Here is a 16933-nt window from a genome sequence, read left to right on the forward strand (position 1 = left end):
CACCACTCCAGACACACGAGATGAGGACCCCATGAACAGCACCGACGACCTGATGACCCGGGCCCGGCAGGCCCTCGCCGACGAGGAGTCCGCCCGGCTCCAGGCCAAGGCCGACGAGCTGGCGACCGCCGACGAGCGCGCCCGGCTCCAGGCCGAGCGGCAGGCCCAGCGGGAGAAGGCCAAGGCGGACGCCGAGGTCGCCCTGTCGGCCGAGGGCGTCACGCTGCCCGACCTGGCCGACAAGCTCGACGACGCCGTGGCCGCCCTGGTCGATCTGGCTGAGGCCGCCTGCAACCGCAACGAGGTGATCCGGCAGCACGCGGCTGGCCTCCAGGCTGCCCAGCTTCCCGACGCGCAGCGGACCAGCGCAGGGCTGATGCTGGCCCGGGCGGCCATCCTGGCCGCTGCCAAGATCCAGCGCCGGGACGACGCCGATCTCAGGCGGCTGCTCACCGATCTGACCAGCATCACCGGCCCCCTGAGCCGATCCACGGTCGTGGAGCGTGCCCGGAGGTCGTAGACCCCCGATCAGATCGGCTCGACCTTGCCGACCGCACAAGCCGAGTCCGGACCTGGTCGGGCCCGATCTGAATTCCGGGTCTGGAGATCCGGGCCGACCATGACGACCCAGCAAGCCAGATCCGGCCCGACCGCCGGACCCGAACACAGGTGAGCCCCGGATCTCACCGCCAAGCGAATTCCGGGGCTCACCTTCACGACCGAATGACCTCCACCGACTGAGGCCACCGGCGCTGCCCTTCCAGAAAAGCACGGGCGGCGGGTGGCCGGAAGGGACCACCAATGGCCACCGCCAAGGCGTTCCGAACGGAATTCAAGACGCGCGACGGAAAACGCGTCAGCTTCGGCGCCAATCACACCCACGACACCAAGGCAAAGCGCAGGGCCGGACTCACCAAGGCTGGCCGACCGCGCGCGGCCACTGTGGGCGCTGGCACGGTCGTCCGGCGTCCTCGGCGGTGGGTGCCCTGGGCCGTCCTGGGCGTGAACTCGGTGGCCGTCGGCGGGGCGTACGCCGTCCACGAGCTGGGGCCCGTGCCCGGTGGCCTGGTCGTCGGCGCAGGTCTCTGGGCGGGCTACCGGGCGGTGCGCTGGACGGCGGGGGAGTGGGCTTACTTCGCCAGCAAGGCCCGGCAGGCCAGGGGTGGCCAGCGCGCCGACGAGGCCAGCGCGTGGGGGCTGGAGCCGGGCGAGCGCGTCCCTGCCGACACGGTCAGTCGACCCTGAGCCGGCCATCACCTCTCGTAATTGGAACTGGAACTGTAACTGTGATTGTGACTGTGGCAGAGACCCCCTCCCGCCGGGGGCGTGCCCGGGCACGGGGGGTGTGCCGGGGGTGTTCCAGTTCCAGTCACAATCACAGTCACAGTTACGGGTGGTGACAAAAGGCGGTCATCACTTGCCGTGAATGGCGGTGCGCGAATGGGTGTGGTCACGCCTATTTCGCGCACCTTTTTAGTTTCGGCCAAATTTCAGGAATTGTGCGCTGCGCAAATCCCCTGATTTAATCGAATTCTCGGCAATTCCGCCGGGAATTCGGGAATTCGGAATCAGGGAGACTGGAAATGGCCGCCAAGAACACCGCCGCGAAGAACACCGCCGCCGACGAGCCCACGCGCTGCACCTGCTCGCAGTTCGCGACCGAGGACGGCCGGACCACCGGCTGCACGGCGGAGACCAAGCGGCTGTTCGCTCCCGGGCACGACGCCAAGCTGAAGAGCTTCCTGATCAAGGCGGGTGCCGAGGGCGCCGAGGTCACCCGGACCGTGGACGGCATCGCCAGCAGCGCCGACGCCGCCACGCACGCCGCGAAGTTCGCGTTCGGCCACATGGTCACCGCCGGGATCAAGCGCGCCGAGACCAAGGCCGCCGAGAAGGCCGAGCGCGCCGCAGCCCGCGCCGCGAAGAAGACCGCCCCCAAGCAGGTCACCGCCAAGGTCGGCCGCTGGGAGCGCACCGGGACCGTCGAGGGCGACACCTTCACCTACACCGACGCCAAGGGCGCGACCAAGACCACCACCAAGTTCCAGGCCGTCTGACCGACCCGCCCACGCCGGGCGGTCGGCTCAGGCCGCCCGGCTCCGAGAGGAGCCCCGATGTACAAGCTCACCTGGCGCACGCCCAAGGGCCGCACGGCGCTGGCCAAGACCTCCGACCCGACCACCGTCCGCAAGCTCGCGGCTGACGCGGTCGACGCCAACCCCGACGGCAACGCGCTGCGGGTCAGCCAGCTCGTGACCTGCCCGATCGTCGGCGACCGGATCTGGACCGAGGTCACCCACGAATTCGTCTGACACGACCGGGCCCGGCCGGGGTGGCACCCCCGGCCGGGCCGAAGCGCTGAGCGAAAGAGAGAAACCCAGCGTGAACCAGCAAAACACGGCGGTCATGCGCGCCGCCATCTTGGAGCGCGTCAGCACCGAGGAGCAGACGCACGGCTATGGCCTCGACGTCCAGGACGACGCCTGCCGGGCCTACGTCGAGCGCAAAGGCTGGCGGCTGCACGACGTATATAAGGACGAGGGCGTCAGCGGTTCGCTGACCAAGCGTCCCGGCTTCGATCGGCTGATGGCCGACGTGAAGGCCGGACTCATTGACGTGGTCGTGGTCCACAAGTTCGACAGGGTGGGCCGGACGGGTCGCGCCTTCTGGCGGTGGATCTGGCAGCTCGAAGACCTGGAAACCGCGATCGTGTCGGTCACCCAGGAGATCGACACGACGACCACCACCGGCAAGTTCATGTTGCAGCAGTTCGCGGCCCTCGCGGAGATGGAGTACAACCTGATCCGCGAGCGCACCCAGGGCGGCCTCCAGAAGAAGGCCGAGGCGGGCGGGTGGCCCGGCGGTGCACCGCCGTACGGCTACCGCATCGAGGGCAAGGGCAAGCGTGGGTCGTTCCTCGTCATCGACGAGAACGAGGCCGCCACCCTGAAGGCCGCCCGGAAGATGGCCGTAGAGGAGGGCCTGAACACGCGCGAGATGGCGCAGCGTCTCAACGCGCTCGGGATGTTCACCCGATCGGGCAAGCCCTGGTCGCACTCCAACCTTCGGGCCAAGCTCATTAGCGAATCGACCCTGCGCGCGGTGGTGACCTTCCGTAACCCGAAGCGGGCGCACGCCGGGCATGGCGCGACCCTCAACAAGGACGGCACGGCCAAGCACGGCAAGACCGTGACCATCAAGCTGGACCCGGTCTTCACGCCGGACGAGGTGGCCGACCTCAGCGCAGCCATGGGGCGGCTGGGTAACGGCAAGCCCAAGCCGAAGCCGCACGGCTACCCGCTGTCGAAGCGACTGTTCAACGAGCACACCGGTTGCAACTCGCACCACGTCGGCATGGCCCGCGCCAGCCGCTTGGGTCGCTGGTACCGCTGCAAGGGCCTCGCTGCGAAGTACCCGGGCGACCCGACCTGTACCTGCAAGGTGGTCGACGCCGACGCGATGGAGGCCGCCGTCTGGGGCGAGGTGGTCAATCTGCTGGGCGACCCGGACCGCCTGAAGGCGATGGCGGCTGAGTGGGTCGGCATGACGGCTGGCGAGCAGACCAACCACGCCGACCGCATCGCCGACCTGGACCGCCAGATCGGCGAGCGTGAATCCGCTCTGGTCAGGACCGTGACCGACTACGCCAAGCTGAATCTGCCGCCGGTTGCACTGGAAGCGGCCACCCGCGCGCTGACTGAGGAACTGGAGCAGCTTCAGGCGATGCGCGACGAGGCCGCCGCGTGGCTGGAGGAGACCGAGGCCACCGCCCAGCGTGCGCGCGACCTCGAAGCGCTGGCCACCACGGCGCGCACCCGACTGGCCGACATGGAACCCGCCGAGCAGGCCGAAGTGCTGGCGCTGCTCGACGTGCGGGTCACCATCACGGGTGAGATCCCGAAGCCGCGTCTTGGCATGGCGTGCTCGGTGCGCGATTGGTTCACCGCCAATGACCGCCTGGTGCCGGACGAGCTGACCGACGAGGTCTATGCCCTGGTCGAGCCGGTCATCAAGGCATGGGAGCCGGAGCACCCGAACCGTCGGCTCATCCCCAGCCGCCTGATGCTCGATGCGATGTTCTACAAGGCGCGCACCGGGTGCCGCTGGGAGGACCTGCCCGAGCGGTTCGGTCTGTGGAAGAGCATCCACAGCCGTTACAAGCGGTGGCGCGCTGACGGCACCTGGCACGAGATCATGGCCGCCCTGCCGAACACGGGCCAGCCGCTGCGGACGCCGTCCCTGGTGCCGCCGTTCCGGGTGGAGGGCCGTGTCGACCCGCGTGTCCTGACCGACGCCGATGCGGGAGCTGGAGCGCCACCCGGAGAAACAGGCGTCCCCGGGCCGGCCACCAGTGGGCGCTCCGCCGGGGTGCACGAACTGCTGCGGCAGGAGGCGGTGCTGGTCACCGACGCCGCGGAGGTCATCGAACTGGTCGGAGACATGGGCGAACTGGCCCCGGACCGGCGCGGCCCGGTACTGCCCCGCGACCTGCTGGATCCGGCCGCACACCAGGTCCTCGACGCGCTGCCGGCGCGGGTGGCGGCCGACGTGGACGGGATCGCGCGTGGTGCGCGCACCACCCGCGACGACGCGGTCGCGAGACTGTACGAACTGCGAGCACTTGGGTACGTCGAACGACACGGCGACGACTGGAAGTTGACACGCCAGGCGGTGATCCCGGTCGGGGACGGCTCCGATGATCACTGACGGAGTGTGTTCGGCCGTCCGGGGGAACGTCCACGCCCCTTGGAAAATACGTCAGTTGGGACACCCGGGTGAACACGCAGAGCGACGAGTGCGACCCGGCGGGGCCGAGGTCGGGGCACCTCCACGCGCGCCCCGACCTCACTTCTTCGCGCACCGCGACCCCGCAGTCACGCTACGCTCACAAGCGTCCCGATACGGAAGGACAGCACGGAAGGGCACCACGGCAGGCGATCCGGGCAGGCGCAGACGGGCGGCTCGGTATCGGACAGACAGCTCACGCAGGCGGCGACGTCCGCCGCAGAACGGCACAAGGCGACGAATGCCCCAGCACACCTCCGGGTCCGACCGGGCGGCGATCCCCCCAGCCGCCCGTGACGGTGGCAGCGTGCGGCCGCCCGCTCCCTCGACGCTCGACGAGCTGTGGCGGTCGTACAAGGCGACGGGGGACGAGCGACTGCGGGAGCAGCTGATCCTGCACTACTCGCCGTTGGTGAAGTACGTCGCGGGCCGGGTCAGCGTGGGGCTCCCGCCCAATGTGGATCAGGCGGACTTCGTCTCCTCCGGGGTGTTCGGGCTGATCGACGCGATCGAGAAGTTCGACGTCGACCGGGAGATCAAGTTCGAGACCTACGCGATCACCCGCATCAGGGGCGCGATGATCGACGAGCTGCGGGCCCTGGACTGGATTCCGCGCTCGGTGCGGCAGAAGGCGCGCAACGTCGAGCGGGCGTACGCGACGCTGGAGGCCCGGCTCAGGCGCACGCCGACGGAGAGCGAGGTCGCCGGCGAGATGGGTATCGCCGTGGAGGAGCTGCACGCGGTTTTCAGCCAGCTGTCCCTGGCGAACGTCGTCGCCCTGGAGGAGTTGCTGCACGCCGGAGGCGACAGCGGCGACCGGCTCAGCCTGATGGACACCCTGGAGGACACCGCCGCCGACAACCCGGTGGAGGTGGCCGAGGGCCGGGAGCTGCGACGGTTCCTCGCGCGGGCGATCAACACGCTCCCGGAGCGGGAGAAGACCGTGGTCACGCTGTACTACTACGAAGGGCTCACCCTGGCGGAGATCGGCCATGTGCTGGGGGTCACGGAGAGCAGGGTCAGCCAGATCCACACCAAGTCCGTACTCCAGCTGAGGGCGAAACTGGCGAGCTTCGGCGGCTGAGCCGGCGGCTCGGCAGGCCCCGGTGCACCCGCTCCACCTGCGGTTTCGGTCCGAGGACTCCCCCCTCGCGCGGGGCGTCCGTAAAGTGGTGGGCGTGCCAAGGATTCGAGCGGCCTCCGTGGCCGAGCACCGGTCGATGCAGCGAGCCGCCCTGCTGGACGCGGCACGCTCCCTGCTGTCCGAGGGCGGTACGGAAGCGCTGACCTTCCCCGCCCTCGCCGAGCGCACCGGCCTGGCGCGCTCGTCCGTGTACGAGTACTTCCGCTCCCGCGCGGCCGTCGTCGAGGAACTGTGCGAGGTCGACTTCCCGGTCTGGGCGGCCGAGGTCGAGTTCGCGATGGCCGCGGCCGACGGCGCCGAGGCCAAGGTCGAGGCGTACGTCCGCAAACAGCTGGAACTGGTCGGGGACCGGCGTCACCGTGCCGTGGTGGCCATCTCCGCGAGCGAACTCGACGCGGGTGCCCGGGAGAAGATCCGCGCGGCGCACGGCGGACTCGTCGCGATGATCGTCGAGGCGCTGGGCGAACTGGGCCACGAGCAGCCCCGGCTCGCGGCGATGCTGCTCCAGGGCGTGGTCGACGCCGCCGTGCGCCGGATCGAACTGGGCGCCGCGGAGAGTCCGGAGACGATCACAGAGGCGGCGGTCGCCATGACCCTCCGGGGCGTCCGGCCCTGATCCGTCCGGCCCTGGCCCCCGTTCCTCCGGTGTCCCGATCACTCCGGCAGTGGTACGCCGAGGACCGGGAGGAGTCTTGAGGGGCCGCCGAGCAGGTGGGGCGGGAGCAGAGCGAGCGGGTTGAGGTAGACGTCCGCCCTCAGCAGGCCCCAGTGCAGGCAGGGGGCCGTGCAGTGGGAGCCCGTGGCCGCCACCGTGCCGATCACCTCGCCCGGCGCCACCTCGGCCCCTTTCTCCACCGACGGCAGGACCGGCTCGTAGGTCGTACGCAGAGGCGGGGCGCCCGTGCCGGACAGCTCCACCGAGACGACGCCTCGGCCGGCCACCCGGCCGGCGTAGGAGACCCGGCCCGCCGCCACCGCCCGTACCGGCGTCCCCGGCGCCGCCGCCAGGTCCACACCGCGGTGTCCGCGCCCGTACCTGGTCTCCGGCGGTTCCCAGCCGCGCAGCACCCGCGGTCGTATCCCCACGGGCCAGGCCCGCCCGACGGACGGCACCCCGGACCCGGGGGCCGCCGCCCCGGCACCGGCGGCATCAGCGGCATCGGCGTCGGCATCCGGCGGAGCCGTGTCACCCGTCCGAGCCACGAGCAACGGCAGCGGAGGCGACGGTGGTGACAGCAGCACCGTCGGCGTCAGGACCAGCAGGACGGCCATGCGCGCACACGTCCTCAGAAATCGGCTCACTCGCATGCGGGGAGCCTCCCCGAGATCCGTGATCACTGCCCGGACCTGTGGACCACCGGTCGGTTGTGGACAACGACGTCACCCGGCGCCCCGTGGGTCCCGTACACTTCTGGGTGGCGATCCGGGTCACCGGGTCGACTTCGCACGCCCCGACATCGGGTCCGGTCATGACCGCACGGTCGCGACCGCTCCCGCTGTCAGCGCCCCTCGGTCCTCTGTGGCAACGGCGCGTCGTGGGCGTCAGGCGCGGGAACCGCCGGCTCCCGCGGCACAACCGAGAAAACCAAGGAGATACGGCCATGGCCGTCGTCACGATGCGGGAGCTGCTGGAAAGCGGCGTCCACTTCGGTCACCAGACCCGCCGTTGGAACCCGAAGATGAAGCGCTTCATCTTCACCGAGCGCAACGGCATCTACATCATCGACCTGCTCCAGTCGCTGTCGTACATCGACCGCGCCTACGAGTTCGTCAAGGAGACCGTCGCCCACGGCGGCACGGTCATGTTCGTCGGTACGAAGAAGCAGGCGCAGGAGGCCATCGCGGAGCAGGCCACCCGCGTCGGCATGCCCTACGTCAACCAGCGCTGGCTGGGCGGCATGCTCACCAACTTCTCGACCGTCTACAAGCGTCTGCAGCGCCTCAAGGAGCTCGAGCAGATCGACTTCGAGGACGTGGCCGCTTCCGGCCTCACCAAGAAGGAGCTGCTGGTCCTCTCCCGCGAGAAGGCCAAGCTGGAGAAGACCCTCGGCGGTATCCGCGAGATGCAGAAGGTGCCCAGCGCCGTCTGGATCGTGGACACCAAGAAGGAGCACATCGCGGTCGGCGAGGCCCGGAAGCTCAACATCCCGGTCGTCGCCATCCTCGACACCAACTGCGACCCCGACGAGGTCGACTACAAGATCCCGGGCAACGACGACGCGATCCGCTCGGTCACCCTGCTCACCCGCGTGATCGCCGACGCGGTCGCCGAGGGCCTCATCGCCCGTTCCGGTGTCGCCACCCAGGGCAAGGGCGAGAAGGCCGCCGGCGAGCCCCTCGCCGAGTGGGAGCGCGACCTGCTCGAGGGCGAGAAGAAGGCTGACTCCGAGGGCGCCGCCCCGGCCGCCGCCGAAGCCGAGAAGCCGGCCGAGGCTGCTGAGGCCCCCGCTGCTGAGGCCCCCGCTGCTGAGGCCCCCGCTGCTGAGGCCCCCGCCGCTGAGGCCCCCGCGGCCGACGCCGCCCCGGCCGCCGAGGCCGACCAGGCCTGACCGGCCCGTCCGTGCGGATACGGCGGGAGCGGGCCACATGAAGTCTGCTCCCGCCGTTCACCCGTAGGTCAGCGGTGAGTCCGCGATCTGCGTCTACACGTAGATCGCGGACCCGCAGATCTCCGAACCTCCAGACTTCGAGAAAGACTCACAGACTCATGGCGAACTACACCGCCGCCGACGTCAAGAAGCTCCGGGAGCTCACCGGCGCCGGCATGATGGACTGCAAGAAGGCGCTGGACGAGGCCGAGGGCAACGTCGAGAAGGCCGTCGAGGCGCTCCGTATCAAGGGCCAGAAGGGCGTCGCCAAGCGCGAGGGCCGCTCCGCCGAGAACGGCGCCGTGGTCTCGATCATCGCCGACGACAACGCCTCCGGCGTCCTTGTCGAGCTGAAGTGCGAGACGGACTTCGTCGCCAAGGGTGAGAAGTTCCAGGGCGTGGCCACCGCCATCGCCGAGCACGTCGCCAAGACCTCCCCGGCCGACATCGAGGCCCTGCTCGCCTCCGAGATCGCGGCCGGCAAGACCGTCCAGGCGTTCGTCGACGAGGCCAACGCCAACCTGGGCGAGAAGATCGTCCTGGACCGCTTCGCCCAGTTCACCGACGGCTACGTGGCGGCGTACATGCACCGCACGATGCCCGACCTGCCCCCGCAGATCGGTGTTCTCGTCGAGCTCGACAAGCCGAGTGCCGAGGTCGCCAAGGGCGTCGCCCAGCACATCGCCGCGTTCGCGCCGAAGTACCTCGCCAAGGAGGACGTGCCGGCCGAGGTCATCGAGACCGAGCGCCGCGTCGCCGAGGAGACCACTCGCGCCGAGGGCAAGCCCGAGGCCGCCCTGCCGAAGATCGTCGAGGGTCGCCTCAACGGCTTCTTCAAGGACGCCACGCTGCTCGGCCAGCCCTACGCGCTGGACAACAAGAAGTCCGTCCAGCAGGTCCTGGACGAGGCCGGTGTCACCCTGAAGCGCTTCACGCGCATCAAGGTCGGCATCTGAGTCCTTACCGCGACGGGCGCGCGACCCCGATAGGGTCGTCAGCAGTCGTTCGGACACGCCGTCACGCACGTGCGCGTGCCGGGTGACAGCAGATCTGACGAGGAGGCCATTGCCGCATGGGATGCGAAGCACACCCCACCGGCAGTGGCCTCCTTCGTATGTGCAACACGTGAAAGAGGCGGGATCCCCATGACCACCAAGGCCGAGAAGAGCGACGACGGCAAAGTGCGCGGCCGGTTTCTGCTGAAGCTGTCCGGAGAGGCATTCTCCGGTGGCGGCGGCCTGGGCGTCGATCCCGACGTGGTGCACGCCGTGGCACGCGAGATCGCGGCGGTCGTCCGTGACGGCGCGCAGATCGCCGCCGTCATCGGCGGCGGCAACTTCTTCCGCGGCGCGGAACTGCAGCAGCGCGGCATGGACCGGGCCCGCTCCGACTACATGGGCATGCTGGGTACCGTGATGAACTGCCTGGCGCTCCAGGACTTCCTGGAGAAGGAGGGCGTGGACTGCAGGGTGCAGACCGCCATCACCATGGGCCAGGTCGCGGAGCCCTACATCCCCCTGCGGGCCGTACGGCACCTGGAGAAGGGCCGCGTGGTCATCTTCGGCGCCGGTATGGGCATGCCGTACTTCTCCACCGACACCACCGCCGCCCAGCGCGCCCTGGAGATCGACGCCGAGGCGCTGCTGATGGGCAAGAACGGAGTGGACGGGGTCTACGACTCCGACCCGAAGACCAACCCCGACGCGGTGAAGTTCGACCACCTCGGGTACGGGGAGGTCATCACGCGTGACCTGAAGGTCGCCGACGCCACGGCCATCACCCTGTGCCGCGACAACAAGCTCCCGATCGTCGTCTTCGAGCTGCTGACGGAGGGCAATATCGCGCGCGCCGTCAAGGGTGAGAAGATCGGCACACTTGTGGGTGACCAGACGGACCGGAACTGACCGGACCAGAACCACCCGTCCGAGTCAGGACACTCCTGGAGACGGACGGGCCGGGCCGGGGGATGGACAATGTCCCGCCGGTCGGGAACCGTGCAGGAAGAAGACGCGACGCAGCCGGCCGCCACCCCGCCAGGGAACCGCGACCGGGCCTACTCAAGACACGCAGGAGCAAGTGGTGATCGAAGAGACCCTCCTCGAGGCCGAGGAGAAAATGGAGAAGGCCGTCGTGGTCGCCAAGGAGGACTTCGCCGCGATCCGCACCGGCCGTGCGCACCCGGCGATGTTCAACAAGATCGTGGCCGACTACTACGGCGCGCTGACGCCGATCAACCAGCTGGCCTCGTTCTCCGTGCCCGAGCCGCGCATGGCCGTGGTGACGCCGTTCGACAAGAGCGCCCTGCGCAACATCGAACAGGCCATCCGCGACTCCGACCTGGGTGTCAACCCGAGCAACGACGGCAATATCATCCGAGTGGTGTTCCCCGAGCTCACCGAGGAGCGCCGCCGCGAGTTCATCAAGGTCGCCAAGGCCAAGGGAGAGGACGCCAAGGTCTCCATCCGTGCCGTGCGCCGCAAGGCCAAGGACGGCATCGACAAGATGATCAAGGACGGCGAGGTCGGCGAGGACGAGGGCCGCCGTGCGGAGAAGGAGCTCGACGACACCACCGCGAAGTACGTCGCGCAGGTGGACGAGCTCCTGAAGCACAAGGAAGCGGAACTGCTCGAGGTCTGATGAACGACTCTTCCTGGGGGGCGCCGCCGCAGGCCGGGTACTGGGGGCCGCCCGAGCAGGGGCCCGTCCAGGGAGCTGTCCCGGCGGGTCCCACGTACGATGCGCACTACGCGCAGCAGACTCGCCCCATGCCCATCGTGCCCGGCCTGCCCGAACACGGCGCCGATCAGGACATGGGCCGGGAGACCGCTCGGCTGGGCGGTCCTCTGTTCCCAGACGAGACGACGCGGGCGCGCCCCCATCCGGGGGAGATGCCGCAGAATCCGGAGCCCATGCCCGACGCCCCGCAGCCGGCGCCCCCGCCGCAGAAGAAGAGCGCGGGACGCGACCTGGGCGCCGCGATAGGGGTCGGTGTCGGGCTCGGCGCGGTGATCGCCGTGTCGCTGTTCGTCGTCAAGGCGGTCTTCGTCGGCGTCGTCGCGGCCGCCGTCGTGGTGGGCTTGTGGGAGCTGACCAAGAGGCTGGAGGAGCGCAAGGGGATCCGGGCGCCGCTCGTGCCGCTCGCGCTCGGCGGCGCCGCCATGGTCGTCGCCGGGTACGTCCGGGGCACCGAGGGCGCGTGGGTCGCCATGGCGTTCACCGCGCTGGCGGTACTGGTCTGGCGGATGACCCAACCGCCCGAGAACTACCTCAAGGACGTCACGGCGGGGGTCTTCGCCGCGTTCTACGTGCCGTTCCTGGCGACCTTCGTCACGATGATGCTGGCCGCGGACGACGGGCACTGGCGGGTCCTGGTGTTCCTGCTGCTCACGGTCATCAGTGACACCGGCGCGTATGCCGTCGGCTGGCGCTTCGGCACGCACAAGCTCGCCCCGCGCATCAGCCCCGGCAAGACCCGCGAGGGCCTGCTGGGCGCGGTCGGGTTCGCGATGGCGGCGGGCGCGCTGTGCATGCAGTTCCTGATCGACGACGGCACCTGGTGGCAGGGGCTGCTGCTCGGCCTCGCGGTCGCCGTCAGCGCCACCCTCGGCGACCTGGGCGAGTCCATGATCAAGCGGGACCTGGGCATCAAGGACATGGGCACCCTGCTCCCCGGCCACGGCGGCATCATGGACCGCCTGGACTCCCTGCTGCCCACGGCTCCGGTGGTGTGGCTGCTGCTGGTGATCTTCGTCGGCAGCTGACCCCGCCGGTCCCGGACCTCTTCGAGCCCCCGCGTCCCGCCGGACGCGGGGGCTCGGCCCGTCGCGGGAAGGGCCCGGCCGCCCCGAGCACGTCCGCCGCCGTTCCCTCGCCCTGTCCGGCGCGTGCACGCATGGGTAGGGTTCTGCCATGGCGCAGGCACGGCTGGGGGACGACGGCAGGTACCGGGGTGAACTGCCGTGCCGATGGTGCGACACCTTGATCGACCAGGGCGGGCGGCGCAAACCGCGTCTGTACTGCCGGATGTCCCACCGTTGGAAGAGCTATGGCTCCTGGGCCGTGGCTCTGGTCGGGGGACTGTTCTGAGCGTTCCCGGGCGCCCTCGGCAGGCCCGCGCGGTCACCCGATGGGATCTGCGACCCTGGTACCGCCGTGCCCAAGCCCGGAGACCTGGCAGTGACCGGGCAGCGAAAAGCCCCCTACCAGCACGTTCGGCGCGGATAGGGGCCTGGCTCGGGTCACTGGGCCGTCTCCGGGCCGTGCGGGGGTGCTCGACGACGACCAACGCTGACAACCACCGACAGCCAAGTCGCAGGTCGCAGCGTTGATCGAGTGCACGGCTGCAGGTCAGAGACTCGGCCCTTCACTTCTTCGGCTACTGGTGGCACTCGACGGCGTTGACTCGCCCATTAAGACTCCACCGACCTACGCGATACAGTGCCCGCCGTTCCGCACCAGCGACCAGGAGAGCCCGTGTCGATGTTGTCAGGCAACGATCTCGGCCCTCTGCCGCCACTGGGCGGATCCGTCGACTCCCGCCCGCGTCCGGGTTTCCCAGGCGGCCTCATGCGACGCTGTGCCGCTGTCGCCATCGACCTTCCCCTTGCCGCGGTCGTGGTCCTGGGCCCTCTTCTGGCGCTGGACCGGATACTCCAGGTCTTCGCCGTCCCGGACGACCGGGCGGGAACCCTCTGGCTCACTGCAGCCGTCGTCTGGACCCTTGTCTTCGTCCTGGGATACTCGCCGGTATGCGTCTCACGCTGGGGCGGCACCTTGGGCAAGCGCACGATGGGTGTGGAGGTGGTTCGCGCGAGTGACGGCGCACGGCTCGGCTATGGACCCGCAGTTCTACGGCACATCATCAACCTGGTGGTGACGACTGTGCCGATATTCCTTGTCGCCCACGTGTCCGCGATCAACCTCAGTGCGAGCCGCCGGGGCATGCACGACAAGGCTGTCGGCAGTGCGGTGATCCATCGCAGGTGAGGGCGGTTCCGATCGGCGGCTGTTCCAACCCAGCGGCGTGCCCGCTGTGTGCCCGATCCGGCGGAAAGCAGCGGGGACTCACGGGGAACGGCGGGCATCACAGCGCTCCGCACCAGGTCAGAGGCTTCCCAGGTCAGGCCGCATCCGCATCCGCGATCTTCCAAACTAGTCTCCGATGCTTCCCGAAGCTCTTGGTTTCGGGCGCAAGCTCCGCATGAAGAGCGGCACCGACAACAGGAGCAGGGCTCCTTCGACGGCCAGGCTGACCAGCCCAAGCGGCTCTGTCCAATTGCCGATGTCATCGCTGTAGTCGGGCAGTCCTGGCCCTCTGGAGAGGATGTAGCCCACCAGGGGGCCGAGGGCGACCCCGACCGCCAGCAGCCATCCCAGTCGTACGAGGCCGAGGAGAAGCAGTACCGCCGCGACCACAGCCGCGATCTCCAGGACGTGGTAGGCGATGCCTATGTAGGAGGGGTCCCTCGTTGCCGTGATGCCGCCTTGGTCCACAACGTGGATACCGGCCACCACAAGGCACAGCAGAGATCCCGCCCACCGGGCCACCCAGGTGGCTTCCGGCACCATGGCAGTGCGGTGTGACATGCGAAGGCACCTTCTCCTTCATTCAGGGCCGGGGAACCTGTCGCGCCACAGTCACCTCTGGCTGGCTCTTGAACAGGCAACGGGACGGCCCCATGCCACTCCCAGCCTCAGCGGGCAATCGTTCGCTGTCGATCCCCGCAGTGCAGACGAGTGATGCAGGCTGCCGTCGATCAACCGGCCGGTCCCTCGTGATCAGCTCTGGGCCGTCTCTGGGCCGTCCGAGGCCGCTCAGTGGCGACCGGTGACGACTGCTGACGACAGTCGTCGTGAGTGACAGTCCCAGGTCACCCGGTTGGATCTGCGACACTGGTACCGCCATGCCTAAGCCCGGAGAACTCACTTTTGTCGCGCCGCGCGGAGCCAAGAAGCCGCCGCGGCACCTTGCCGACCTCACGCCGGCCGAGCGCAAGGAGGCGGTCGCAGCGGCCGGTGAGAAGCCGTTTCGCGCCAAGCAGCTCTCGCAGCACTACTTCGCGCGGTACGCGCACGACCCGGAGCAGTGGACCGACATTCCCGCCGGTTCCCGCGCCAAGCTCCAGGAAGCGCTGCTTCCCGAGCTGATGACGGTCGTCCGGCACCTGTCGACCGACCAGGGCACCACCCGCAAGACGCTGTGGAAGCTGTTCGACGGAACGCTCGTCGAGTCGGTGCTCATGCGGTACCCGGACCGGGTGACGATGTGCATCAGCTCGCAGGCGGGCTGCGGCATGAACTGCCCCTTCTGCGCGACCGGTCAGGCCGGGCTCGACCGGAACCTGTCCACCGCGGAGATCGTGCACCAGATCGTGGACGGCATGCGGGCGCTGCGGGACGGAGAGGTCCCCGGAGGTCCGGCCCGGCTGAGCAACATCGTCTTCATGGGGATGGGCGAGCCGCTCGCCAACTACAACCGGGTGGTGGGTTCGATCCGTCGTCTGACCGACCCGGAGCCCGACGGGCTCGGGCTGTCGCAGCGCGGGATCACCGTCTCGACCGTCGGGCTGGTGCCGGCGATCAACCGGTTCTCCGACGAGGGCTTCAAGTGCCGCCTCGCCATCTCCCTGCACGCGCCCGACGACGAACTGCGCGACACCCTCGTCCCCGTGAACACGCGGTGGAAGGTGCGCGAGGTCCTCGACGCCGGTTTCGAGTACGCGGCCAAGTCGGGGCGGCGGCTGTCCATCGAGTACGCGCTGATCCGGGACATCAACGACCAGGCGTGGCGTGGCGACCGGCTCGGGCGGCTGCTGAAGGGCAGGCCCGTGCACGTCAACCTCATCCCGCTCAACCCGACGCCCGGCTCCCAGTGGACCGCCTCACGGCCCGAGGACGAGAAGGCGTTCGTGGACGCGATCGCCGCACACGGTGTGCCGGTGACGATCCGGGACACCCGTGGACAGGAGATCGACGGGGCCTGTGGCCAGCTCGCCGCGAGCGAGAGGTAGCCTGGCCGGCGTAGAAGACGTTGTAAGGACAACAACTTCATATCGGGTAAACATACGTTCATATTCCGACAGGGGAGCGCCACAGCGCTGAGAGTGCGGCATCCGGCCGCAGACCCTCCGAACCTCGCCCAGGTCATTCTGGGTAGGGAGATCGGTCATCACTCGAGCTGTTGTGCCCTGTCCGGGGCACCCGTGAGGGGTCCCGGACAGGGCCGCGTCTCTTCCTGGTCACCCCCAGGAGGAATCCGGTGAATCCGGTGAGCATCACCAAGAAGGTCACGATCCTGGCCGTCGGGCTGGGCCTGGTCACCCTGTCCGCCTGCGGCTCGTCCGGCGGCGACGACCAGGAGTCCGGGTCCGGCGGGTCCGGGACCGTGACCCTCGTCAGCCACAACTCGTGGGCCGCGTCGAAGGACGTCATCGCCGCCTTCGAGAAGCAGTCCGGCTACAAGGTCAAGGTCCTGGAGGACGGCGACGCCGGATCGGCCGTGAACAAGGCGATCCTGACCAAGGACAACCCCCAGGGCGACGTCTTCTTCGGCGTCGACAACACCCTGCTGTCCCGCGCTCTCGACAACGGGCTGTTCCAGTCGTACGAGGCCGAGGGTTCCGACCTGATCCTTCCCGAGTACCGCGTCGACGAGGGCAAGCACCGGGTCACGCCGATCGACACCGGCGACGTCTGCGTCAACTACGACAAGGAGTGGTTCAGCGAGCGCGATCTGACCCCGCCGAAGACCTTCGACGACCTGATCAAGCCCGAGTACGAGAACCTCCTGGTCGTCGAGAACGCCTCCACCTCCTCGCCCGGCCTCGGCTTCCTCCTCGGCACCGCCGCGAAGTACGGGGACGAAGGCTGGACGGACTACTGGAAGAAGCTCAAGGCCAACGGCGTGAAGGTGGTCGACGGCTGGGAGCAGGCCTACAACGAGGAGTTCTCCGGCTCGGCCGGCGGCAAGCAGGCCAAGGGGGACCGGCCGCTGGTGGTGTCCTACGCCTCCTCCCCGCCCGCCGAGGTGATCTACGCCGACCCGAAGCCGACGACCGCTCCCACCGGTGTCGCCGACGGCACCTGCTTCCGTCAGATCGAGTACGCGGGGCTGCTCAGCAACGCGAAGAACCCCGAGGGCGGCAAGGCACTGCTCGACTTCCTGCTCACCAAGGAGTTCCAGGCCGACATGCCGCTCAACATGTTCGTCTACCCGGTGCGGGAGGGCGCCCAGGTGCCCGAGGAGTTCACGAAGTACGGGCCGCAGGCGAAGGACCCGGAGACGATGGACCCGGCGAGGATCGCCGAGAACCGTGACCAGTGGGTCAAGTCGTGGACCTCGCTCGTACTGAAGTGAGCCGGACCGCCGCCGTGCGAGGGCACGGGCGGAGGCGGTGGCGCGGGAGTGCGGCGCGGC

17 protein-coding genes, 2 pseudogenes and 1 riboswitch are annotated in these 16933 nt (G+C 69.2%); of the genes and pseudogenes, 17 read left to right on the plus strand and 2 right to left on the minus strand.

Annotation, left to right across the window (positions count from 1 at the left end; genetic code table 11):
• The first annotated feature begins 31 nt into the window (after positions 1-31).
• From JL475_RS06415 to JL475_RS06445, 8 genes and pseudogenes are all read left to right on the plus strand, one after another.
• Complete coding sequence (locus JL475_RS06415) at positions 32-520, plus strand: hypothetical protein (protein WP_202276277.1); 489 nt, start codon at positions 32-34, stop codon at positions 518-520.
• 281 nt (positions 521-801) lie between these two features.
• Entirely contained in the window at positions 802-1245 is a 444-nt protein-coding gene (locus JL475_RS06420) for a hypothetical protein (protein WP_202276279.1), read from the plus strand.
• A 338-nt stretch (positions 1246-1583) separates the two neighbouring features.
• Positions 1584-2057 carry a hypothetical protein gene (locus JL475_RS06425; protein WP_202276281.1) on the plus strand — a complete coding sequence of 158 codons (474 nt, stop codon included), beginning with the start codon at positions 1584-1586 and terminating at the stop codon, positions 2055-2057.
• A 57-nt stretch (positions 2058-2114) separates the two neighbouring features.
• A complete protein-coding gene (locus JL475_RS06430) occupies positions 2115-2312 on the plus strand; it encodes a hypothetical protein (protein ID WP_202276283.1) in 198 nt (65 codons plus the stop codon).
• A gap of 94 nt (positions 2313-2406) precedes the next feature.
• A pseudogene (locus JL475_RS06435) lies at positions 2407-4185 on the plus strand (recombinase family protein); the annotation flags it as partial.
• Between the two features lie 144 nt (positions 4186-4329).
• A pseudogene (locus JL475_RS39805) lies at positions 4330-4707 on the plus strand (DNA-protecting protein DprA); the annotation flags it as partial.
• Between the two features lie 319 nt (positions 4708-5026).
• Entirely contained in the window at positions 5027-5869 is an 843-nt protein-coding gene (gene whiG, locus JL475_RS06440) for an RNA polymerase sigma factor WhiG (protein ID WP_109381784.1), read from the plus strand.
• Between the two features lie 118 nt (positions 5870-5987).
• Positions 5988-6545, plus strand: a complete 558-nt coding sequence (locus tag JL475_RS06445) for a TetR/AcrR family transcriptional regulator (RefSeq protein ID WP_202276370.1) — start codon at positions 5988-5990, stop codon at positions 6543-6545.
• Positions 6546-6583: 38 nt separating this feature from the next.
• Here JL475_RS06445 and JL475_RS06450 read toward each other — a convergent pair whose 3' ends face one another.
• Positions 6584-7201: a murein hydrolase activator EnvC gene (locus tag JL475_RS06450; RefSeq protein ID WP_202276287.1), complete on the minus strand. Its 618-nt coding sequence runs from the start codon at positions 7199-7201 to the stop codon at positions 6584-6586.
• A gap of 329 nt (positions 7202-7530) precedes the next feature.
• Here JL475_RS06450 and rpsB point away from each other — a divergent pair, with 329 nt between their 5' ends.
• The 7 genes from rpsB (at position 7531) to JL475_RS06485 (ending at position 13503) form a co-directional block, all read left to right on the plus strand.
• Positions 7531-8478, plus strand: coding sequence for a 30S ribosomal protein S2 (rpsB, locus tag JL475_RS06455; protein WP_202276289.1), 948 nt, complete (start codon positions 7531-7533; stop codon positions 8476-8478).
• A 158-nt stretch (positions 8479-8636) separates the two neighbouring features.
• Positions 8637-9473 carry a translation elongation factor Ts gene (gene tsf / locus JL475_RS06460; protein ID WP_202276291.1) on the plus strand — a complete coding sequence of 279 codons (837 nt, stop codon included), beginning with the start codon at positions 8637-8639 and terminating at the stop codon, positions 9471-9473.
• A 189-nt stretch (positions 9474-9662) separates the two neighbouring features.
• Positions 9663-10421: a UMP kinase gene (gene pyrH, locus JL475_RS06465; RefSeq protein WP_202276293.1), complete on the plus strand. Its 759-nt coding sequence runs from the start codon at positions 9663-9665 to the stop codon at positions 10419-10421.
• A 175-nt stretch (positions 10422-10596) separates the two neighbouring features.
• The gene (gene frr / locus JL475_RS06470; protein ID WP_109381790.1) at positions 10597-11154 is read left to right on the plus strand and encodes a ribosome recycling factor; all 558 of its coding nucleotides are present in this window, start codon (positions 10597-10599) and stop codon (positions 11152-11154) included.
• The gene (locus tag JL475_RS06475; RefSeq protein WP_202276295.1) at positions 11154-12278 is read left to right on the plus strand and encodes a phosphatidate cytidylyltransferase; all 1125 of its coding nucleotides are present in this window, start codon (positions 11154-11156) and stop codon (positions 12276-12278) included. The genes frr and JL475_RS06475 overlap by 1 nt, the downstream gene beginning before the upstream one ends.
• A 148-nt stretch (positions 12279-12426) precedes the next feature.
• Positions 12427-12603, plus strand: coding sequence for a hypothetical protein (locus JL475_RS06480; protein WP_181383766.1), 177 nt, complete (start codon positions 12427-12429; stop codon positions 12601-12603).
• A gap of 480 nt (positions 12604-13083) precedes the next feature.
• A complete protein-coding gene (locus JL475_RS06485) occupies positions 13084-13503 on the plus strand; it encodes an RDD family protein (RefSeq protein WP_202276297.1) in 420 nt (139 codons plus the stop codon).
• Positions 13504-13668: 165 nt separating this feature from the next.
• On the opposite strand, the gene JL475_RS06490 is transcribed toward JL475_RS06485, so the two are convergent.
• A complete protein-coding gene (locus tag JL475_RS06490) occupies positions 13669-14103 on the minus strand; it encodes a hypothetical protein (RefSeq protein WP_202276299.1) in 435 nt (144 codons plus the stop codon).
• A gap of 317 nt (positions 14104-14420) precedes the next feature.
• Here JL475_RS06490 and rlmN point away from each other — a divergent pair, with 317 nt between their 5' ends.
• Positions 14421-15527 (plus strand): 23S rRNA (adenine(2503)-C(2))-methyltransferase RlmN, encoded by a 1107-nt coding sequence (gene rlmN / locus JL475_RS06495; protein WP_202276301.1) that lies wholly within the window; start codon positions 14421-14423, stop codon positions 15525-15527.
• 60 nt (positions 15528-15587) lie between these two features.
• Positions 15588-15694: riboswitch (TPP riboswitch) on the plus strand.
• 90 nt (positions 15695-15784) lie between these two features.
• Positions 15785-16873 carry a thiamine ABC transporter substrate binding subunit gene (locus tag JL475_RS06500; RefSeq protein ID WP_202276303.1) on the plus strand — a complete coding sequence of 363 codons (1089 nt, stop codon included), beginning with the start codon at positions 15785-15787 and terminating at the stop codon, positions 16871-16873.
• The last annotated feature ends 60 nt before the right edge of the window (positions 16874-16933 follow it).

The organism is Streptomyces sp. M2CJ-2 (genome assembly GCF_016757295.1).
Taxonomy (GTDB): domain Bacteria; phylum Actinomycetota; class Actinomycetes; order Streptomycetales; family Streptomycetaceae; genus Streptomyces.